The sequence below is a fragment of the Parafrigoribacterium humi genome, from assembly GCF_040227205.1.
In the GTDB taxonomy this organism is placed as follows: domain Bacteria; phylum Actinomycetota; class Actinomycetes; order Actinomycetales; family Microbacteriaceae; genus Parafrigoribacterium_A; species Parafrigoribacterium_A humi.
This window is the reverse complement of record NZ_JBELOA010000004.1, coordinates 77,153-97,339: the sequence shown is the minus strand read 5'-3', so window position 1 is coordinate 97,339 and position 20,187 is coordinate 77,153. Positions and strand designations below refer to the sequence as shown.

General features: G+C 65.2%; 18 protein-coding genes. 15 read left to right on the top strand and 3 right to left on the bottom strand.

Translation table 11 applies throughout. The annotated features are described in order from the left end of the window. Window positions 1-38 precede the first annotated feature (38 nt). The 11 genes from ABUA28_RS08760 (at window position 39) to ABUA28_RS08710 (ending at window position 11,565) form a co-directional block, all read left to right on the top strand. Window positions 39-959 (top strand): cupin domain-containing protein, encoded by a 921-nt coding sequence (locus ABUA28_RS08760; protein ID WP_349903663.1) that lies wholly within the window; start codon window positions 39-41, stop codon window positions 957-959. Window positions 960-964: 5 nt separating this feature from the next. Continuing rightward, complete coding sequence (locus ABUA28_RS08755; RefSeq protein WP_349903662.1) at window positions 965-2,140, top strand: MFS transporter; 1,176 nt, start codon at window positions 965-967, stop codon at window positions 2,138-2,140. A 122-nt stretch (window positions 2,141-2,262) separates the two neighbouring features. Then, window positions 2,263-3,129, top strand: coding sequence for a branched-chain amino acid ABC transporter permease (locus ABUA28_RS08750; protein ID WP_349903661.1), 867 nt, complete (start codon window positions 2,263-2,265; stop codon window positions 3,127-3,129). Continuing rightward, window positions 3,126-4,217, top strand: a complete 1,092-nt coding sequence (locus ABUA28_RS08745) for a branched-chain amino acid ABC transporter permease (RefSeq protein WP_349903660.1) — start codon at window positions 3,126-3,128, stop codon at window positions 4,215-4,217. The genes ABUA28_RS08750 and ABUA28_RS08745 overlap by 4 nt, the downstream gene beginning before the upstream one ends. A 14-nt stretch (window positions 4,218-4,231) precedes the next feature. Next, window positions 4,232-5,545 carry an ABC transporter substrate-binding protein gene (locus ABUA28_RS08740; protein WP_349903659.1) on the top strand — a complete coding sequence of 438 codons (1,314 nt, stop codon included), beginning with the start codon at window positions 4,232-4,234 and terminating at the stop codon, window positions 5,543-5,545. Beyond that, complete coding sequence (locus ABUA28_RS08735) at window positions 5,545-6,351, top strand: ABC transporter ATP-binding protein (protein ID WP_349903658.1); 807 nt, start codon at window positions 5,545-5,547, stop codon at window positions 6,349-6,351. Before ABUA28_RS08740 ends, ABUA28_RS08735 begins: the two co-directional genes overlap by 1 nt. After that, complete coding sequence (locus ABUA28_RS08730) at window positions 6,348-7,058, top strand: ABC transporter ATP-binding protein (RefSeq protein ID WP_349903657.1); 711 nt, start codon at window positions 6,348-6,350, stop codon at window positions 7,056-7,058. Before ABUA28_RS08735 ends, ABUA28_RS08730 begins: the two co-directional genes overlap by 4 nt. Before the next feature lie 53 nt (window positions 7,059-7,111). Then, the gene (locus ABUA28_RS08725) at window positions 7,112-8,764 is read left to right on the top strand and encodes an amidohydrolase (RefSeq protein WP_349903656.1); all 1,653 of its coding nucleotides are present in this window, start codon (window positions 7,112-7,114) and stop codon (window positions 8,762-8,764) included. After that, entirely contained in the window at window positions 8,765-9,238 is a 474-nt protein-coding gene (locus tag ABUA28_RS08720) for a RidA family protein (RefSeq protein WP_349903655.1), read from the top strand. Between the two features lie 75 nt (window positions 9,239-9,313). After that, window positions 9,314-10,255 carry an NAD(P)-dependent oxidoreductase gene (locus ABUA28_RS08715; protein ID WP_349903654.1) on the top strand — a complete coding sequence of 314 codons (942 nt, stop codon included), beginning with the start codon at window positions 9,314-9,316 and terminating at the stop codon, window positions 10,253-10,255. Next, window positions 10,255-11,565: a M24 family metallopeptidase gene (locus ABUA28_RS08710; RefSeq protein ID WP_349903653.1), complete on the top strand. Its 1,311-nt coding sequence runs from the start codon at window positions 10,255-10,257 to the stop codon at window positions 11,563-11,565. Before ABUA28_RS08715 ends, ABUA28_RS08710 begins: the two co-directional genes overlap by 1 nt. 3 nt (window positions 11,566-11,568) lie before the next feature. On the opposite strand, the gene ABUA28_RS08705 is transcribed toward ABUA28_RS08710, so the two are convergent. Next, on the bottom strand, window positions 11,569-12,087 hold the full coding sequence (locus ABUA28_RS08705; protein WP_349903652.1) for a hypothetical protein: 519 nt from the start codon (window positions 12,085-12,087) through the stop codon (window positions 11,569-11,571). A gap of 194 nt (window positions 12,088-12,281) precedes the next feature. Between ABUA28_RS08705 and ABUA28_RS08700 the strand changes: the two genes are divergently transcribed. After that, entirely contained in the window at window positions 12,282-14,435 is a 2,154-nt protein-coding gene (locus tag ABUA28_RS08700) for an ATP-dependent Clp protease ATP-binding subunit (RefSeq protein ID WP_349903651.1), read from the top strand. 7 nt (window positions 14,436-14,442) lie between these two features. Here ABUA28_RS08700 and ABUA28_RS08695 read toward each other — a convergent pair whose 3' ends face one another. Further along, on the bottom strand, window positions 14,443-14,865 hold the full coding sequence (locus ABUA28_RS08695) for an Lrp/AsnC family transcriptional regulator (RefSeq protein ID WP_349903813.1): 423 nt from the start codon (window positions 14,863-14,865) through the stop codon (window positions 14,443-14,445). 135 nt (window positions 14,866-15,000) lie between these two features. On the opposite strand from ABUA28_RS08695, the gene ABUA28_RS08690 reads away from it, so the two are divergent. Both ABUA28_RS08690 and ctlX read left to right on the top strand, forming a co-directional pair. Next, the gene (locus ABUA28_RS08690; protein ID WP_349903650.1) at window positions 15,001-16,035 is read left to right on the top strand and encodes an ornithine cyclodeaminase; all 1,035 of its coding nucleotides are present in this window, start codon (window positions 15,001-15,003) and stop codon (window positions 16,033-16,035) included. Between the two features lie 22 nt (window positions 16,036-16,057). After that, the gene (ctlX, locus tag ABUA28_RS08685) at window positions 16,058-16,993 is read left to right on the top strand and encodes a citrulline utilization hydrolase CtlX (protein ID WP_349903649.1); all 936 of its coding nucleotides are present in this window, start codon (window positions 16,058-16,060) and stop codon (window positions 16,991-16,993) included. Window positions 16,994-17,073: 80 nt separating this feature from the next. Here ctlX and ABUA28_RS08680 read toward each other — a convergent pair whose 3' ends face one another. Continuing rightward, on the bottom strand, window positions 17,074-18,066 hold the full coding sequence (locus ABUA28_RS08680) for an LLM class F420-dependent oxidoreductase (RefSeq protein WP_349903648.1): 993 nt from the start codon (window positions 18,064-18,066) through the stop codon (window positions 17,074-17,076). A 68-nt stretch (window positions 18,067-18,134) separates the two neighbouring features. On the opposite strand from ABUA28_RS08680, the gene ABUA28_RS08675 reads away from it, so the two are divergent. Next, window positions 18,135-20,180 (top strand): acyltransferase family protein, encoded by a 2,046-nt coding sequence (locus tag ABUA28_RS08675; protein ID WP_349903647.1) that lies wholly within the window; start codon window positions 18,135-18,137, stop codon window positions 20,178-20,180. Window positions 20,181-20,187: the final 7 nt, after the last annotated feature.

Here is a 20,187-nt window from a genome sequence, read left to right as displayed (position 1 = left end):
GACTAGCATGAGGCAATCGTTTGCAAGGAGGCAGCCTCATGTCCGGATTCGTCGTTCGTCGTGCCGCCGACGCGGAGTACCGTGCCCCCGGGCCGCTCATCCCGGGCGCGGTCGGAATCACCCGCTGGCGATGCGTCGGTGAAGACGACGGGGCCGCGCACTCGGACTTCGGCGTCCTGAGAATCGAGCCGGATGGTCGCAGTGCGACTCACGTGCACTCGTTCGAGTACAGCTTCCACGTGCTGCGGGGAGAGGTCGTGCTCGCGACCCCCGAGGCGACGGTGCGACTCGTCGCGGGCGACTACGGCATCATCCCGATCGCCGTTCCGCATCGCTGGAGGGGATCGGGAAGCGAGGTCGCGGAGATCGCCGACCTCATCACGCCGCCCGCCCGCGCCCGGCACGACAGCGACACCTTCCAGGTCGCCGAACTTCCCCACCTCGACCCCGTGACGGTCGACACCCGCGACCCGCGCACGAGATCCTTCGGCACCGTCACGGCGGAGCAGATGAACCCGGGGCGCCAATCCCAGGAGCTCCTCGCGGTGTCGGCGAGCATGCGCACGGCCCTGCTCGTGTACAGCGGAATCTCGCTCAAGATGATGGTCGACTCGGATCTCGGTGCGTCGCTGTCCACGATGTTCATGGTGCAGTACGAGCCGGACGGCAAAGCCGGTGCGCACGATCATCCGCTCGAAGAGGCCTACCTGGTTCTCGACGGCGAGGTCCTCGCGACCTTCGACGGCGAGGAAGTGCTGCTCGGCCCCGGAGACTTCGCGTGGGCGGGCGTCGGATGCGTTCATTCCTTCGCTGCAACGGGCAGCCAGGTGCGCTGGCTCGAGACGCAGGCGCCGCAGATGCCTCCGCGTCATGCCTACCGTTTCGCGCGCGATTGGGACTACCTGGACGACAAACTCCAGACGCAGACCGCGCCGCTGCCACAGAATCACCTGGGCTGACCCGGATGCCGCTGACGCCGGTGAAAGCGCGCTGGCTCGGTCCGGCGATCGTGCTTCCCTTCGCGATCTTCTGGTCGACGATCGACCGGGCGCTCGCCCTCCCCATGATCGCAACGCTCGCATCCGACTTTCAGGCAGAAGCGGCCGTCACCGGCTGGTCGATAACCGGCTACGCACTTGCATACTCGGTGCTCCAGCTCGTCTGGGGGCCGCTACAGATGCGATGGGGTCGCGTCAAGGTCCTGTGGGTATCCGCCGCGATCGGCACCCTGGCCGCGGTGGCGAGCGCGGCGGCACCCACTCTCCCGCTCTTCATCACGGCGCGCATCGTGTCTGGTGGTGCTTGGGCGGCCACCTTCTCCGCCGTGCTCGTGTACTTCGGAGACACGCTCCCGGCCGCACGTCGCCCGGCCGCGATGTCGAACCTCGCGACGGCAGCGGCCCTCGGCCTGGGCCTCGGCAGCCTCGTCGCTGGGGCCATCACAGAGTGGGCATCCTGGCGCTGGGTCTTTGCCGGGTTCGCCGTCGTCAGCGCTGTGTTGACCGTCATCCTCGCCCAGCTTCCCGAGCCGGACCACAGCGGCGACGAGCGCATCATCCCGCAGCTCGGGCGGATCGTGCGGAGCCCGTGGATGCTCGGCCTGTACGCATTCACGATCCTCGAGGGCACGCTGCTCATCGGCATCTACAACTTCCTGCCCCAGGCGCTGCAGCAGACCGGTGAGGGTGTCTTCGTCTCTGGGCTGGTGACTGCGGGCTTCGGTGTCGCCGTGGTCGTGGTGAGCCAGGGAATGAAACCCCTCGTACCTCGGCTGAAGCCCTGGGTGTTCATGTTCTCGGGCGGTGCCTTCGCGGTTGGCGCATTCACCGTCATCGCACTCTGGATCACGCCGATCTCCGTTCTCGTCGGAGCGTCGATGATGGGCATCGCCTGGGCGCTCGCCCACACGACACTCCAGACCTGGATCACGGATGCCGCAACACCGGCGCGCTCTATGGGCCTCACCTTCTTCTCGATCTCGCTCATGCTGGGCGGCTCGATCGGCGCGGCTCTCGGGCAGGCAGCGGTGGATCACAACAATTTCCCCGCGCTGTTCGCGGTCGCCGTTCTGGCATCCGTCGTGTTCGCGATCAGCGGTGCCATCGGCCGGGCGCGATACAGTGTCGTTGAGCAGAACTGAACTGTTGCCGTATTGTGATCAATCAGACTGCACAGCGATTGACATTCGTACAACCGATTGCAAAGCTGTAACTCGTATCTCACAAGCTCGTCCCCAACGTTGCGGAAGGCTCAGAAACCACAGTGCTAGATCCGGTGTTCATAGCGCAGCAGGCGCTGAACGGTCTCAGTGAGGCTGCGGTCTTCTTCTTGCTGGCCAGCGGGTTGACGCTCGTCTTCGGGCTCATGCGCATCGTCAACATGGCGCACGGCGCGTTCTACATCATCGGCGCCTACGTCGGCATCGCGATCTCGGCGCTCACGGGAAACCTCTTCCTCGCGCTTCTCTCGGCGGTCGTCGTGGTCGCCGTCATCGCGCTCATCACGGAGTTCGGCCTGCTTCGCGCTGTGCGCGGGCAGGAATTGCCCGAGGTGCTTCTGACGCTGGGCATCGCGTTCGTCGTCGGCGATGTGTGCCTCTGGATCTTTGGGGGCAACCCGGAGAACCTCTCGGCCAGGGCGATGCCTGAGGGCGGCTTCGCTATCGGGTCAGCATCGTTCCCCTGGTACAAGGTGCTCGTCATGGCGATCGCGCTCGTGATCGGCATCGCGCTGGCCATCGTGCAGAACAAGACTCGCGTCGGCGCGATCGTGCGTGCCGGCGTCGACGATCGCGAGATCATCTCCGCGATGGGGATCAACATCCGCTGGGTGTTCACGGGCATGTTCATCGTCGGCGCGGCACTCGCGGCCATCGGCGGCGTCCTGGATTCGGGGATCACGAGCATCCTGCCGTCCGGAGGCAACGAGGTGCTGCTCAAGGCACTCGTCGTGATCATCGTCGGCGGACTCGGCAGCGTGTCGGGCGCGGCGGTCGGCGCGATCCTCATCGGACTCATCGATGTCTTCGCCAAGGTGTGGATTCCCGAGCTGTCGTACTTCACGATCTTCCTCCCGATGGCGCTCGTCCTCGTCATCAAGCCCACCGGACTGTTCGGGAAGAAATCATGAGCAACCCACTGACTCGCACCACCCCCGTCGTCCGCGCGGCGACCGGGCTGATTCCGACGATCTCCGGCCGCGGTGGCGGGCGCGGCACACGTCTCGCCCAGGGTGTGGCGCTCGTGGTCGTCGTGGCCCTGTTCATCGCACTGCCGTATCTCGGCCTGACCAAGTTCCAGATCGGCCAGACGACAACCATCCTCATCGCCGCGATGGCCGCGGCCAGTGTCAGCTTTCTCGTGGGTGAAGCGGGGCTCGCCTCGCTTGGCCATGGCGCCATCGCAGGCACGGCCAGCTATGGCATCGCGTGGGCATACCACCAGGGATGGGACACCGGGCTGTCGATCGTGCTCGCCATCGTGCTCACGCTCGCGGTCTCGTTCATCTACGGAGTGCTGACGATGCGCACCTCCGGGATCTACTTCCTGATGGTGACGCTCGCGATCGGCATGCTCATCTACGGGCTCGCCTTCCGCATGTCGAGCGTCACCGGCGGTGACAACGGCCTGCTGCTGCAGCGCCCCGAGTGGATCAACGCGAGAGATAACTGGTGGATCTTCTACTACCTGGTTCTTGCGCTCCTGATCATCACGACACTCGTGCTCTGGGTTGTCGCGCGCTCGCCATTCGGCGCGAGCCTGCGCGGTGTGCGTGACAACGAGGACCGGATGCGTAGCCTCGGCTACTCCGTTTCTGGATACAAGGTCGCCGCCTTCATGATCTCCGGATTCGTCGCGGGCATCTCGGGAGTGCTCGGAGCCTGGAACACGCAATCGGTGAGTCCGGACAGCGTGAACGTCGAGACCTCGATCCTGCTCATCGTGATGGTGATTCTCGGTGGTGTCGGCACTCTGCTCGGGCCGCTCGTCGGTGCCGCGATCGTCATCCTCGTGAAGTTCACGGTCTCCAGCTACGTCGACCGGTGGCAGACGCTGCTCGGCATCGTCTTCATCGTCGTCATCCTGCTGGCCAGGGAAGGCCTGGTCGGCAGCATCGCAAAGCTCAGCAATCGAATCCGCCGGAGGCGCGCTCGTCGCGACGCCGACCGGGGTACCCCAGAGGCAGGCGCATCCGCGTCGAATGTCAGTCACACCTGATGAAAGGAAACAGCATGATGTCAAGGAAGATGTCAGTTCGCGGTCGCTCGTTCGCGGTCGCAGGGCTCGCCATCGCCGCAGCACTCACACTCGCGGCATGCGCCCCTCCCGGAGGTGGTGGGTCCAAGTCGGACTCCGGAACTCCGGCGAAGTCTGGAACGTTGAAGGTCGGATTCATCTCCCCGACGAGCGGTGTGTTCGCCGTCGCCGGCCAGCAGATGGAAGACGGCTGGAAGTTCTTCTGGGACCAGGCCAAGAACAAGGCAGGCAACATCACGGTCGAGACCACCTATGAGGACGACACCGGAGATGTGAACCAGTCACTGTCGAAGGCGAAGCAGCTCGTCGAACAGGATGGTGTCGACATCGTCGTCGGTCCGCTGATCGCAAACACCGCATCCGCGGTTGCCGCGTACACCTTCAGCCAGGGCATTCCGAACCTCGAGCCCGTCGCCGCATCGAACAACCTGACGCTCAGCGGTGCGAACGACCTCACCGTGCGCACGAGCTCGATGGGTGGCACGCAGGCGAACTACCCCGGTGGGGAGTGGGCTGCGACTGCGGGCGACGCGAAGACCGCGGTCACCCTCTGCTCCGACTACTCGTTCGGCTGGGAGTCGTGCGCTGGCTTCAAGCAGGGTTTTGAGGCCGAGGGCGGCAAGATCGTCAAGCAGCTCTGGGCTCCCAACGGCACCACGGACTTCTCGTCCTACGTGTCGCAGCTGCAGGCACTGAACGCCGACATGATCTACGTCGCGACCGCGGGCGGGGCTCCTGGCCCGGCCTTCCTGAACGCGTACTCCAGCGCCGGCGGTGACATGAGCAAACTGCTGCTCAACTGCTGCGCACTGGACCAGGGCACCCTGGTGTCGCTGGACAAGGCGGGCAACGGCGACAAGATTCTCGGAGTCAAGTCGGTCAGCTACTGGGCCGAGGGTGCGGAACACCCCGCCACCCAGGCCTTCGTCAAGAAGTACACCGAGGCGACAGGCGTCATCCCCGGCGCGTACATCGCCGGTGGCTACATGACGGCAGACCTGGTCTCGCAGGTGCTCAAGGAAAAGGGCCTGCAGGTTGGGGCCGACCTTGTTTCGAGTATCACGAAGTTCAAGTTCGACGACAGCATCTTCGGCAAGGTCTCGTGGGAGAAGGGCAACAACATGCTCGGACCGGTCTACATCCGCGAGGTCAAGCGTCACGCTGACGGCAAGCTCTACAACGACGTCATCAAGGAATACGACAACGTGTCGCAGTACCTGGGCAAGGATGAGCAGTCGATCATCACCCGGGACAAGGATCAGCCGTACACGAACTCGTTCCAAGGCTGATGACGAACACCACGGAAACGGCGAAGGCTCCGGACCCACGCGGGTCCGGGGCCGGAGCCCCCGTGCTCACAATCGACGGTGTCGGCAAGCAGTACGGCGGCATCCAGGCGGTCGACAACATCTCGCTCACGCTCCACGCCGGGGAGCGGATCGGTGTCATCGGCCCGAACGGTGCAGGCAAGACAACACTGTTCAAGATGATCGCCGGCGACGTACTGCCGACCTCTGGCACGATCGAACTCTTCGATCGGGATGTCACGAGGTTAGGAGCCGCCCGGAGAGCGCGGATGGGCGTTGGCCGCACCTTCCAGATCTCCAATCTCTTCCGCGACATGACCGTGCTCGACAACGTGCGGGTCGCCGGTCGCGGCGGTGCGAGCAGTGCTCGCGTGTTCTGGTGGCCGCAGCGCTCGCAGGACGAGGTGACCGCCCGCGCATTCGACGCGCTCGCCAGGGTCGGTCTCGAGACCCGTGCGATCGACGTCGTCTCCGACCTCTCGCACGGCGAGCAGCGCCAGCTCGAAATCGCCATGGCGCTTGTGGGCGAGCCCAACATCCTTCTTCTCGATGAGCCCGCGGCAGGCCTCTCGCCGGCAGAGCGGGCCACTCTCAAGCAGCTGATCACCGATCTTCCCCGCACCATGCCCATCCTCCTGATCGAGCACGACATGTCGCTCGCGCTCGGGCTCACCGATCGCGTGATGTGCATGGAGAACGGCAGGCACGTCATCACCGGAACGCCGGATGAGGTCCGAAGCAACGAGACGGTGCGCGAGATCTATCTCGGAAGGCGGGACAAACAGTGACTCTTGAAGTGACCGGACTGCACGTCGGCTACGCGGGGGCCCAGGTTCTGCGTGGAATCGACCTGACGGTCTCTGCGGATGAGACGGTCGCCCTGCTCGGGCGCAACGGCATGGGTAAGACCACGCTCGTGCGCTCGATCTGCGGCCTGCACCCGCCGGTGACGACCGCGGGGACCATCTCCTACGACGGCGTTGACATCACGAAGCGCTCGAGCTTCCAGATCAACCGGGCGGGAATCGCGATCATTCCACAGGGGCGCCGTATCTTCGGTTCGCTCACGGTGCTTGAGCATCTCTCCGCGGTGCGCAAGCGCAAGCCGACCACGGGAGAGCCGTGGACGGTCGAGCGACTCTTCGACTTCTTTCCGCGACTGGCCGAGCGCCAGAAATCGTTCGCGAAATCGCTCTCGGGTGGAGAGCAGCAGATGCTCGCAATCGGTCGCGCACTGATGACCAACCCGTCCCTGCTGGTCATGGACGAGCCGAGCGAAGGTCTTGCGCCGACCGTGCTCGATGTCATTCAGGATCGGATCGCCGGCCTTCGCGGAACGGGCCTCTCCGTGCTCATCGCGGAGCAGAACGTCGACCTCGCCCTCGACATGGCCGATCGCATCGTGATCATCGACGGCGGCGAGATTCCCTGGACCGGCACCCCGGCCGAGCTTCGGGGCGATCCGACGACACTCGAACGCTACCTGGGCGTCTAGGCCCGCCCCATCCACAGACCAACCCACAATCGACTAAGGAACGGAGCAACAGCATGACCTCCCAGCACACGCCTGCCGCGGTCGACCTGCTGTTGACCGGTGGTCGGATCACGACGCTCGCCTCGCCGGGCGAGGGCAGTGCAGAGGTGCAGAGCCTCGCAGTCGTGGGCGGTCGGGTGCTCGCCATCGGATCGGATGACGAGCTAGCGCGTTACGCCTCCCAGGCGGCCCGAGTCATCGACCTGGGCGGGCGCAGGGTCATCCCCGGCCTCATCGACTCTCACATCCACGCGGTGCGCGGTGGTGTCAGCTGGCTCGTCTCCGTGCACTGGGATGGTGTTCGTACCCTGCCGGAGGCGCTCGCGATGATCCGCGCGCGGGCGGCCGAGATTCCCGAGGGGAAATGGATTCCGGTCATCGGGGGATGGCACCGGCGGCAGTTTGCCGAGGGGCGCATTCCGACAGCGGCGGAGCTCACCGCCGCAGCGCCTCGGCACCCCGTCTACGTTCAGGAGACCTACGACGTCGGCGTGCTCAACGCGACCGGTCTCGAGGCCTGCGGCTGGACGGGTGCGACGGCACAGGACCCGGCGCGAGGCTCGCTCGAGCGCGACGCCGATGGCGTGCCGTCCGGAGTGATCTTCGGCATGGGTGCGTTCACGGTCCCGACGCTGCTCGCGCTCGCCGTGGACGGCGAGCAGGCGAAGCGTGGAACGGCCGCGATGGCAAGGGAATTCGCCTCTCACGGACTCACCGGTGTCAATGACGGCGGTGGCCTGCTCTTCCAGCCGTCGGACTACACCCCGCTCTTCGATCTCTGGCGTGAGAATGCGCTCGCGCTGCGCTTCCGACTCTTCATCTCCGCCTGGGAACGCGGCGACGAGATCAACAACTACGCCACATACACCGAGTACCAGCAGCACGACTTCGGGGACGACATCGTCACGGTCTCCGGTGTCGGCGAAGTCATTCACCTCGGTTGTCACGACCTCGAGGGAATGGACGAATTCCACGCGGGCGACGACTCCGTTGCCGAACTCATCGAGATCAGCCGGATGTGCGCGCAGCGCGGCTGGCGCATGTCGATGCACGCTGTGCTCGATGACACCGTCGGTCGCGTGCTCGACGCCTGGGAGCAGGTCGAGGCCGAGACCGGAGGCGTGAAGGGCCACCGCTGGTCCATTGTGCACGCGGATGCCGCGAGCACCGCCAACCTCGACCGGATCGCGGCGCTCGAGCTCGGCGTTCTCGTGCAGAACCGCCACGTGCTCAAGGGCGGCGACTACGTCGAGCGGTGGGGTCGAAGCGAGGCCGCCTCCGCACAGCCGATCGCGGAACTGCGGGCCAGGGGCATCCGCGTTGCTGCGGGAACGGACGCGACACGGGCCAACTGGTTCTCACCGTGGTCGTCGATCGCCTGGTTCGTCACCGGGGAGTCCGTCGATGGCACGGGGGTTCGGGCCCCCGAGCACCTCATGAGCCGCGAGGAGGCGCTCCGCGCGTACTCGGCAGACGGCGCGTGGTTCACGGGCGAGGACGATCACCGCGGCAAGTTGCTGCCGGGATACGACGCTGACCTCATGGTGCCGACCCTCGATCCGTTCGCCTGCACGGACGACGAGCTGGCGGGCATCCGCAGCAGCCTCACGATCATGGGAGGTCGTCTCACCTGGGCGGTCTCCCCCTTCAGCGAAGGAGTTTCGTAAATGACCTCAGCCGTACCGCAGCCGCAGAGCGTGCCCAGCGGCGCCTCAGAAGTGATCCACCACGAGGGTTACGACGAGGCCATTCGCAGCCCGTTCGTCCCGGTGATCCGCTCGGTCTCCGGCGCGCGGCTCGTCTTCATCAGCGGGGTGACCGGTGCCCCCGTCTATCACGATCATCCGCACGTCGCCGAGGTCTTCGACGCCGTGCCGAGAGACATCGACGGCCAGGTGCATAACCTGTTCGAGCACCTCGACCAGGCACTGCGTGCCGCCGGCGCGGAGCGCTCGGATGTCGTGAGCCTCACGCGCTTCTTCACGAACGTCGAGGATGACCAGGACGTCGTGAACCGCGTGCAAGGCGAGTGGTTCGGCGGCCACATTCCCACGAGCGCCACGGTCGAGGTCACGCGCCTCGCGACCGACGCCAGACTGCGCCTGGAGATCCAGGCGATCGCAGCAGTACCAGCAGACTAATTACCCAAACGGTGGTCGGAACCTCGGCACGCTGTAGACTACAACCGATTGCATTGTGCTTGAAAGGATGACAGCATGACCGACAATTCTCTCCCCACCGTTGGCTGGATCGGCACCGGACGGATGGGTTTTCAACTCGCGAAGCGCCTGCTTCGTGCCGGCTACGACGTCGCCGTCTACAACCGGACGAAGGCAAAAGCGGAACCGCTGGCCGAGTTCGGCGCGACGATCGTTGACTCACCGATCGAGCTCGCTGGCCGCGACATCGTGTTCAGCATGGTGTCCACTGGCAAGGACCTCGAGCACGTCATGCTGGGCGACGGCGGCCTGCTCACCGACCCGTCGACCGCACCGAAGGTCATCGGAGACTCCTCGACCGTCGACAGCCAGGCGAGCGAGCAGATCCGTGCGGCTGCGACCGAGCGCGGCGTCGGCTTTCTCGCCACGCCGGTGTCCGGCAACCCCAAGGTCATTGCCGCGGGCAAGCTCACCGTTGCAGTTTCCGGACCTCGGGAAGTCTACGACACGGCCCTGCCACTCCTGCAGACCTGGGGCCGGGGGGTCACCTACGTTGGAGACGGCGAACTCGCCCGCATCGTGAAGATCGCGCACAACGTGTTCCTCGGGGTCGTCATCCAGTCTGTCGTCGAGATCACCCTGCTCGCCGAGAAATCCGGCGTGAAGCGTAGCGACTTCCTCGCCTTCCTCAACGACTCGGTGATGGGCTCCCCGTACACGAAGTACAAGTCGCCCGCCCTCGTGAACCTGGACTTCAAGCCCACCTTCACGCCGGTGCTCCTGCAGAAGGATCTCGATCTCGGGCTCCAGGCCGCGCACGAACTCGGCGTCGTCATGCCGATCGCCGGACTGACCCGGATGATCGTGGCGAGCGAGGTGGGCGACGGCAACACCGAGCAGGACTTCGCCTCGCTCATCATGAGCTGGGCGAAGCACTCAGGCATGGCGATCGAACCCGAGAATGTGCCGTTCGACGATGGACTCGACCCGGAGGAATGATGAGTCACAATCACCAGGAGTACAAGCCGAGCAGGATGTTCGAGCGGCCGTCGCAGCGCCCGCTCGGCGTCCGCCCGCTCGGCGTACCCGGCCAGGTCGCTGTCGATTACGAGCATCGCGTCGATTTCGAGCGGCTCAGACAGTACCGGCTCGGTCGCGCGAAGGCGGCGCTCGAGGCGAGTGAGTGCGGCGCGTTCCTGCTCTTCGACTTCTACAACATCCGCTACACGACCCAGACCTGGATCGGTGGCGCGCTCGGCGACAAGATGATCCGCTACGCACTGATCATGCGCGGGCAGGAGCCGATCCTGTGGGACTTCGGCTCCGCCGTGAAGCACCACAAGCTCTATTCCGACTGGGTGCCGGACGAGAACTATCGTGCGGGCTTCCTCGGATTCAGGGGTGCGGTCGACCCCTCCGGCGGCGCGGGCCTCATGGTCGATGCGGTCGCGGAGATCAGGTCACTGCTCGTGGAGAACGGCCTCGCGGACGCGCCGGTGGGCCTGGACATCGTGGAACCGACCTTCCTGTTCGAGATGCAACGGCAGGGACTCGCGGTCGCGGATGCACAGCAGGCGATGCTGGACGCCCGGGTGATCAAGAACCAGGACGAGATCATGCTGCTGGGCCAGGCGGCGGCGATGGTCGATGGCGTCTATCAGGACATCGTCGATGCGCTCAAGCCCGGGGTGCGGGAGAACGAGATCGTCGCGCTCGCGAACGCCCGGTTGTACGAGTACGGAAGCGACCAGGTCGAGGCGATCAACGCGATCTCCGGCGAGCGCTGCAACCCGCATCCGCACAATTTCACCGACCGGATCATCCGGCCGGGAGACCAGGCGTTCTTCGACATCATCCACTCCTTCAATGGCTATCGCACCTGCTACTACCGAACCTTCGGGGTCGGCTGGGCCACGGAGTCGCAGCGCGACGCCTACAAGCAGGCGAGGGAGTGGATGGACTCCGCGCTCGACGTGATCAAGCCCGGCGTGGGCTCGGACCAGGTCGCTGCCGTGTTGCCCAGGGCACAGGACTTCGGCTTCGACAACGAGCTCGCGGCCTTCGGCCTGCAGTTTGCGCACGGGCTCGGGCTCGGCCTGCACGAACGGCCGATCATCTCGCGGCTGAACTCCATGAAGGATCCGGTGGAGATCAAGCCGGGCATGGTGTTCGCGATGGAGACCTACTGCCCCGCCTCCGACGGGATCTCGGCGGCGCGAATCGAGGAAGAGGTCGTGGTGACGGAGTACGGCACCGAGATCCTCACCCGCTTCCCCGCGCAGGAGTTGTTCATTGCGAACGAGTACTGACGCTCAGGCGCCCTCGGGCGGATGTACGAGGAGTTCCACCCTGTCGCGGAGATAGTCCTCAAGCGGCATGGCGGAGGCGTCGCCAGAGGTGTGGCTCCAGCGCACGAGGGGCAGGTCGTCGCGCAGAAAAAGCGGGCCATCTGTCTGGCCAAGTGCAGCAGCATCCAGCTCAATGGGCGGGGCATCGAAGTTCACTGTCTCGCCCATCGGTAACCCGCTCCTGACGGCCGTCGCTCGGTATTCGCGCCGTTCCTCGACCGATGCCGACTGGTAGGTGGGCCTGCCGGTGTCGGTCGCGCGCGTGATCGTGCCGGTGGCGTACATCGCCTGGTCGTGGCTCAGCAAGAGCACTCCAAGCCGCCAGACGCGACCACGTAGAACGAAGATCGGCGGCCGGGCGAGGCCGAGAAGACGTCTCCGTTGGGTGAGATCGGCGAGCAACTCGTCCTTCGCTCCCGCGTCTTCGAGCTGTCGCGCCGCATCCGCCATCGCCCTCCGGATAACGGCAACCCCATCGCTCACCACCCGAGCCTACGACTTCGGCAACCCCTGCCGCTGAGGTCTGGCGATCTGCTCTTCCGGAGCGGCGGGAAGAGCAGATCGCCAGACCTCAGCGGGGTGCGACAGGGCGTTCGTTGTGGGCGAAACTAGTGACATCAGGTGAGGTGTGCCTATAAACTTGAGCCACCAAGACTCAGGTTTCAGGAGCGTACTAGATGGCAAACATGCAGGGTGCCCCTGCCAGCGACGAAAAGCAGAAGACTGCCCTCGAAAGCTACGGGGTCGATCTCACCGAGATCGCCCGCACGGGCAAGCTCGACCCGGTCATCGGGCGGGATGCCGAGATCCGCCGCGTGAGCCAGGTGCTCACCCGCCGCACCAAGAACAACCCCGTGCTCATCGGCGAGCCCGGCGTCGGCAAGACGGCCGTCGTCGAGGGTCTCGCCCAGCGCATCGTCGCGGGGGATGTCGCGGACTCGCTCAAGGGCAAGCGCCTCGTGAGCCTCGACCTCGCGGCGCTCGTCGCCGGTGCCAAGTATCGCGGTGAGTTCGAGGAACGCCTCAAGGCGGTGCTCAAGGAGATCAATGACGCCGACGGCGAGATCATCACCTTCGTGGACGAGCTGCACACCCTCATGGGTGCGGGTGCAGGCGAAGGTTCCGTCGCGGCATCCAACATGCTCAAGCCGATGCTCGCACGAGGCGAGCTGCGCCTGATCGGTGCGACCACCCTCGACGAATACCGCCAGTACATCGAGAAGGATGCCGCGCTCGAGCGCCGCTTCCAGCAGGTGTTCGTGGGTGAGCCGAGCGTCGAAGACACCATTGCCATCCTGCGCGGGCTCAAGGAGCGTTACGAAGCCCACCACAAGGTGACGATCGCCGACTCCGCGCTCGTGGCCGCCGCATCCCTCAGCAATCGCTACATCACCGGCCGCCAACTGCCGGACAAGGCCATCGACCTCGTCGACGAGGCCGCCAGTCGCCTGAAGATGGAGATCGATTCCTCTCCCGTGGAGATCGATGAGCTCAAGCGCGCCGTCGATCGGTTGAAGATCGAGGAGCTCGCCCTCAAGAAGGAGAAGGACGACGCCTCCAAGGTGCGGCTCGAGAAGCTGCGCGAAGACCTGGCCGAGAGGCAGGAGGCGCTCGACGAACTGGAGAAGCGCTGGAAGGCCGAGAAGTCATCCCTCACCGGCGTCGGCGAGCTGAAGACCCGGCTGAATGCCGCGCGCATCGATCTCGACAAGGCAATGCGCGAGGGCGACTACCAGGCCGCATCCAAGGTCAACTACGAGACGATCCCCGCCATCGAGAAGGCCATCGCCGAGGCCGAATCGATGGAGCAGAACGGCCCGCGGATGGTCAACGACCAGGTCACAGAAGACGACATCGCCGCGGTCGTGGCGATGTGGACGGGCATCCCTGTCGATCGCCTCACCCAGGGCGAGACCGAGAAGCTGCTGAACCTCGAGGGCGAACTGGGCAAGCGCCTGGTCGGTCAGAAGCGCGCGGTCGCGGCTGTCGCGGATGCCGTGCGACGCTCGCGCGCGGGCGTCTCCGACCCCGATCGCCCCACGGGCTCGTTCCTCTTCCTCGGCCCCACCGGCGTCGGCAAGACCGAGCTCGCGAAGGCGCTCGCCGAGTTCCTCTTCGACGACGAGCGGGCGATGATCCGCATCGACATGAGCGAGTACGGCGAGAAGCACTCCGTCGCGCGACTGCTCGGCGCCCCTCCCGGCTACATCGGCTACGAGCAGGGTGGCCAACTCACCGAGGCCGTGCGCCGTCGGCCGTACTCCGTCGTGCTCATGGACGAGGTGGAGAAGGCGCACCCCGAGGTCTTCGACGTGCTGCTGCAGGTGCTCGACGACGGCAGGCTCACGGATGGCCAGGGCCGCACCGTGGACTTCCGCAACGTCATCCTCGTGCTCACCTCGAACCTCGGCAGCCAGTTCCTGGTGGATGCCTCCCTCGACCAGAACGAGAAGGAGGCGGCGGTGGGCGCGCTCGTGCGCCAGACCTTCAAGCCCGAGTTCGTGAACCGGCTCGACGACATCGTGATCTTCTCGCCGCTCTCCGTCGAAGACCTGAGCCAGATCGTGGAGCTCTACATCGACCGGCTGTCGCTGCGCCTCGAGAGTCGCAGGCTCGACCTCGCGGTGACCCCGGATGCCCGCACTTGGCTCGCCGAACGCGGTTACGACCCGATCTATGGCGCGCGGCCGCTGCGGCGCCTCATGCAGACCGAGATCGACGACAAGCTCGCGCGCGCCCTGCTCGCCGGAGACGTTGTCGATGGGGACACCGTGCTCGTCGGGCTGCAGGACGACGGCAACGGACTCCGGGTGAGTAAGTCAGAGCTCTGAGACAGATCTAACGCAGCACGGAGCTCAGCAGCAGGCTCGTCTCGCTGTTGACAACTCCGTCGATCGAGCGGATGCGCCCCAGCAGTCGGTCGAAACTGGGCAGCGACTCCGTGCGCAGTTCGGCCACGAGGTCCCAGCCACCGTTGGTCGTGTGCAGCGAGTGCACCTCCGGGAAGCCGCGGAGCTTGCGGATGACCTCGTTGGTGGAGCGCCCCTCGACCTCGATGAACGCGACCGCGCGCACGGCATCCGTCTCGATCTCGTCGCGGACCCGCACCGTGAAGCCGAGCACGACCCCGTCGGCGACGAGCCGGCGGAGCCTGCTGTTGATCGTCGCCCTCGTGACGCCGAGGCGGTGGGCGAGGCTCGCGATGGGCTCGCGCCCGTCCACCCGAAGTTCGGCGATCAACCGTCGATCCAGGTCATCCATGTCAGCCACGGTACACAGTGTAAATAGTGCATGCGCGTAATGTGCAACTTTGGCGATAATCGCGTCGATCTCGCGCATTGTCGTTGCACTTCGCACAGTCATATCGTTGATTGGAGTGAAAGTAGAGGCGTTTCCATGGTGCAGTTCGTCGGTGTGAGCAATGTCGTTCGTTGGGTCAAGGCGCGCGGGATCCAGACGATTCTGGGCGAACTGCGCGGGTACGTCGAAGACGACTATCGAAACTGGCCGAGCTTCGAGGCGGCGCCCCGCGTCGCGAGCCACTCGGCCGTCGGCGTGATCGAACTCATGCCGACGAGCAACGGTGAGCTCTACGGATTCAAGTACGTCAACGGGCATCCGTCGAACCCCGCCAAGGGCCTGCAGACCGTGACCGCGTTCGGCGTGCTGGCGGATGTCGCCACCGGCTACCCGCTGCTCGTCGCGGAGATGACGGTGCTCACGGCGTTGCGCACGGCGGCGACCTCGGCGATGGCCGCGTCCCACCTCGCCCGCAAGGACTCGAAGGTCATGGCCATGATCGGCGCTGGGAGCCAGTCCGAGTTCCAGGCGCTCGCCTTCCGCGACGCCCTCGGCATTCAGAGCCTGCGCGTGTTCGACACCGATCCGGATGCCGTGGCCAAGCTCGTGCGCAACCTCGCGCCCCTGGGCTTCGATGTCTACATCGCGCACGACGCGGCGGACGCGGTGAACACCGCTGACATCATCACGACCTGCACGGCAGACAAGGTCAACGCCACCGTCCTGAGCAACGACATGATCGTCCCGGGCGTGCACCTCAACGCCATCGGCGGCGACTGCCCCGGCAAGACCGAGCTCGACGTCGAGATCCTGAAGCGAGCGGATGTCTTCGTCGAGTTCCCGGAGCAGACCCGCATTGAGGGCGAGATCCAGAAGCTCCCCGCCGACTTCCCGGTCACGGAGTTGTGGGAGGTCGTCGCCGGAGCCAGGACGGGGCGCGAGAGTGACGAGCAGGTCACGGTGTTCGACTCCGTGGGCTTCGCTATCGAGGACTTCTCCGTGCTGCGGTTCCTGCGCGACAGTGTGCAGGGCACCACCTTCTTCACCGACATTGACCTCATTGCTGACCCCGACGATCCGAAGAACCTGTTCGGTCTGCTCGAAGACAGCAACGCGCCTGTGCCCGCCTGAGCCCTGACCGAAAGTCGTGCGCATGTCCACGCAAGCTCCGCGGGCCGTTGTGCTCGTCAGGCCACACCACTTCTTCCCCAATCCCGCGACCGAGGCCGACAACACCTTCCAGTCGTCTGCGGGCGATCGCGACCGAAGTGAGCTCGCGGCGCTGGCCCACGACGAGGTGACGGTGGCGGCCGAACGGCTCAGCGAGCTCGGTGTGACGGTGCACCTGTTCGAGGATGAGTCGGCCGACCACCCCGACAGCGTCTTTCCCAACAACTGGTTCTCCACGCACTCCGGCGGCCATATCGCGATCTATCCGATGCACTCGCCGAGCCGCCGCGGGGAACGGCGGGCAGACATCATCGAGCTGCTCAAACGGCAGTACCGGGTGCAGGATGTCGTGGACTACTCCGGGCTCGAATACGACGGCGTATTCCTCGAGGGCACCGGCGCGATGGTGCTCGACCACGCCAGCAGAGTGGCCTACACAGCGCGCTCCAACCGGGCGAACCCGGTGGCGCTCGAACGCTTCTGCACGAACTTCGGCTACGAGCCGATGGCCTTCGACGCGACGGATGCCGTGGGCACGCCGATCTACCACACGAACGTCCTGATGGGCATCGCCACCGACTTCGCGATGATCGGGCTCGCCACAGTCGTCGACGAGCGCAGGCGCGGCGAGATCGTCGATCGGCTGTCCGGCGACGGCAGGCCGGTCATCGACCTTACTCCGGCACAGGTGGCGAACTTCGCCGGGAACGCGATGGAACTGCAGGGGCGGGACGGGCGCATCCTCGCCATCTCAACCCGGGGACTCGAGAGTCTCGATGAGTCCCAGGTGGCGGTCATCGAGCGGAGTTGCACCATCGTGCCGCTGTCGGTGCCGACCATCGAACTGGCCGGCGGCTCCGTGCGCTGCATGCTGGCGGGCATCCACCTCGACCAGAGGCCCGCGTTTCCGGTGGGTTGAGTAGGCCGTCCGCGGCCGTATCGAAACCTCGTGCGCGTTCCTGGGTTTCGATACGCTCGTCCCTCGTTACTCAACCGCCACTATTGCAGGGCGGGGATGACCTCGCGCTCGAAGAGCTCCATGCCTGAGCGGTCATACGCCGCCTCCGGGAAGTAGTGGATGAAGTAGCCGACACCGCGCTCCTTCATGTCCTTCAGGCGCGCAATGATCTGCTCCGGGGTGCCGACGGCCAGCGCGTTCTCGCCGTGGTACTCGGCGATGAAGGACGCCGCCTTCTCCTTGCCGAGGTACGGCAGCACTCGCGCCTCGATGGCATCCAGGCGCTCCTGCACCTCGGCATCCGTGTCGGCGATGACGACGTTGTAGTTCGCACTGCGGGTGATGTCGTTGAAGTCGCGACCGATCGCATCCGTGTGGCCGCGGAGCACCTCGCTCTTGTGGCTGAACTCGTCGGGGCTTCCGGCGAAGTTCGTATATTGCGCGTACTGCGCGGCGATGCGCAGGGTGACCTTCTCGCCGCCGCCGGCGATCCAGAGCGGGATGCCCGCCGGCTGCAGGGGCTTCGGGTAGAAGAGTGCGCCATCCACCTGGTAGTGCTTGCCGTTCAGGGTGGCGGTGCCGGTCTCCCACGCCTGCTTCATGATCTGCACGCCCTCGTCCAGCCGCCCGAGTCGTTCGCCCGCACCCGGAAATCCGTAGCCATAGGCGCGCCATTCGTGCTCGTACCAGCCGCCGCCGATGCCCATCTGGGCACGACCTCCGGAGATGATGTCGACGGTCGTGGCAACCTTCGCGAGGTAAGCCGGATTGCGGTAGCTCATGCAGCTGCACATCTGGCCGAGGAGCACGCGATTCGTCGTCGCCGCGAATGCAGACATGAGACTCCACGCCTCGTGGGTCGCCTGGTCGGAGGGCACGGGCACCGTGTGGAAGTGGTCATAGACCCAGACGGAGTCCCATGGCCCGGCGTCGGCGTGTGCCGCGAGACTGTTCATCGCCTCCCAGTGTTTCGAGGGGTCGATATCGACCAGATCGTGCCGCCAGCCCTGGGGTATAAACATTCCGAATCGCATGAGTTCAGCCTATTGGGGTGCCACGTCCTCGGCTTCATGCCATGCTGGCGCTGCTACTCTGACACTCGATGACTGAGCCCACCACCCGCAAACGTCCGGTCAGGGCATCTCATTTTCAACCGCACATCCAGGGGCTGCGGGCGATCGCTGTCATCCTCGTGGTGCTCTACCATTTCTGGCCGGGCCGACTCTCCGGCGGCTACATCGGCGTCGACATCTTCTTCGTCATCTCCGGCTACCTCATCACCGGACAGCTCGCTCGTGAACTCGAGCGCACGGGGCGGATCGGACTGCCGTCCTTCTGGGCGAAACGTGTGCGCAGACTGCTGCCGGCATCCATCACCGTGCTCGTGTTCTGCACGCTCGCAACCCTGTTCGTCCTGCCGCTCTCGGGCCTGGTCGACTCGCTCAAGGAGATCCTCGCCAGCACCTTCTACTTCGAGAACTGGTCGCTCGCGCTCGGCTCGGTCGACTACCTCGCCTCGCACGACGCGAGCATGGTGCAGCACTACTGGTCGCTCTCGCTCGAAGAGCAGTTCTACGTGTTCTGGCCGCTGCTGCTCCTCGCCGCCACCTGGCTCGGCGTGCGGTTCTTCAACCGTCGTCGCTGGCTGCCGATGGTCGGCCTCGTCGTGGTCGCAAGCATCCTCTCGCTCATCGTCTCTGTGCTGTACACCCACACCAATCCGGCCGAGGCCTTCTTCGTCACCTACACCAGAGTGTGGGAGTTCGGCGCGGGTGCAGTGCTCGCTCTCCTGCCCAAGTGGCGGCCTCGAGGTGCATGGTGGCCGAATATTCTCGGCTATGGCGGCGTGCTCGTCATCCTCATCACGGCGTACAAGTACAACGCGCAGACGCCGTTCCCCGGCTACACGGCGATCCTCCCGGTGCTCGGTGCCGCGGCTATCATCGCCTCGGATCGTGCCAAGAACTGGTGGGACATCGGCAGCGTGCTCGGCGGTCGCCCGCAGCGTTTCATCGGGGACATCTCGTACTCCGTGTATCTCTGGCACTGGCCGCTCATCATCATCGCGCCGTTCGTACCGGGCTGGGGGCTGGAGGGGTGGAACCGTGTTGTGCTGTTCATCGTCTCCTTCGTGCTCGGATGGCTGACCAAGAAGTTCATCGAAGACCCGACGAGGAACTGGAACTTTCTCACCAGGCGCAGACCGCGGGCGAGCTACGTCTTCATGGTCGCGCTCATGGCCGTGTCGAGCATCTTCGTCGTGTCCGCGTTCGCGATCAACAATCCCAAGTACCAGGCTGCGGCCAGCGAGCTGCAGCACATCAACGCGAATCCACCGGCCTGTTTCGGGGCCCTCGCCTCCCCCGACTGTCAGAATCCCGATTTGAATGGCAAGGTCATCCCGAGCCCCGGTTTCGGCAACGCGGACGAGCCTGGTCATGTCGACTGCTTCGTGCAGCTCAACGAGTCGGATGTGAAGGCCTGCCACTTCGGTTCGAAGAAGGCAGATGCCCCGCGCGTCGCCCTCGTCGGCGACAGTCACGCCTATCAGTACCTCAACGTCATGATCGCGCTCGCGGACGAGAACGGCTGGTCGCTGACGACGTATCTCAAGGGAGCGTGCCCCTGGAACACTGCCTTCGCCGGCGGCCCGAGTGTCGCGTTCACGAACTCGTGTGCCCAGTGGAAGAAGAACTTCAAGTCCGAGCTCGAGAAACAGCCGAAGTACGACGCCATCTTCGTCGGCTCACTCGCGGACACACCGTATCCGAACTCGACCGCCGCAGAGGTGTCGCAGGGATACATCGCGGCCTGGAAGGAGGCGAAGGGCGCGCCGATCGTCACCCTCGTCGACAACCCAGACTTTGCCGTTGACCCAAACAAGTGCCTTCGGCTGAGATCACCCGCGGAGTGCACAGAGCGCCGGGCGGATGTGCTGAAGAAGGTCGATCCGATCGAAGCAGCCGCCGAGTCTGCCGGCGCGATCCTGCTCGATTTCACCGACAAATACTGTGATGCCACGAAGTGCTTCAGCGTGGTCGGCGGCGCGAATGTCTACCGTGACCAGGATCACCTCACGGTCACCTGGACGCTCACGCTGAAGCCCGCAATCGGCGACGCCATCACGAGGGCGCTCGCGCAGCGCTAGTGCTGGC

Bases quoted from the DNA above. Each gene is read 5' to 3' on its own strand.
- ABUA28_RS08695 (WP_349903813.1), bottom strand. From the start codon at position 14,865: ATGGATGACCTGGATCGACGGTTGATCGCCGAACTTCGGGTGGACGGG.
- ctlX (WP_349903649.1), top strand. From the start codon at position 16,058: ATGTCCACGCAAGCTCCGCGGGCCGTTGTGCTCGTCAGGCCACACCAC.
- ABUA28_RS08720 (WP_349903655.1), top strand. From the start codon at position 8,765: ATGACCTCAGCCGTACCGCAGCCGCAGAGCGTGCCCAGCGGCGCCTCA.
- ABUA28_RS08675 (WP_349903647.1), top strand. From the start codon at position 18,135: ATGACTGAGCCCACCACCCGCAAACGTCCGGTCAGGGCATCTCATTTT.
- ABUA28_RS08690 (WP_349903650.1), top strand. From the start codon at position 15,001: ATGGTGCAGTTCGTCGGTGTGAGCAATGTCGTTCGTTGGGTCAAGGCG.
- ABUA28_RS08725 (WP_349903656.1), top strand. From the start codon at position 7,112: ATGACCTCCCAGCACACGCCTGCCGCGGTCGACCTGCTGTTGACCGGT.
- ABUA28_RS08710 (WP_349903653.1), top strand. From the start codon at position 10,255: ATGAGTCACAATCACCAGGAGTACAAGCCGAGCAGGATGTTCGAGCGG.
- ABUA28_RS08755 (WP_349903662.1), top strand. From the start codon at position 965: ATGCCGCTGACGCCGGTGAAAGCGCGCTGGCTCGGTCCGGCGATCGTG.
- ABUA28_RS08680 (WP_349903648.1), bottom strand. From the start codon at position 18,066: ATGCGATTCGGAATGTTTATACCCCAGGGCTGGCGGCACGATCTGGTC.
- ABUA28_RS08740 (WP_349903659.1), top strand. From the start codon at position 4,232: ATGATGTCAAGGAAGATGTCAGTTCGCGGTCGCTCGTTCGCGGTCGCA.
- ABUA28_RS08735 (WP_349903658.1), top strand. From the start codon at position 5,545: ATGACGAACACCACGGAAACGGCGAAGGCTCCGGACCCACGCGGGTCC.
- ABUA28_RS08760 (WP_349903663.1), top strand. From the start codon at position 39: ATGTCCGGATTCGTCGTTCGTCGTGCCGCCGACGCGGAGTACCGTGCC.
- ABUA28_RS08715 (WP_349903654.1), top strand. From the start codon at position 9,314: ATGACCGACAATTCTCTCCCCACCGTTGGCTGGATCGGCACCGGACGG.
- ABUA28_RS08745 (WP_349903660.1), top strand. From the start codon at position 3,126: ATGAGCAACCCACTGACTCGCACCACCCCCGTCGTCCGCGCGGCGACC.
- ABUA28_RS08700 (WP_349903651.1), top strand. From the start codon at position 12,282: ATGGCAAACATGCAGGGTGCCCCTGCCAGCGACGAAAAGCAGAAGACT.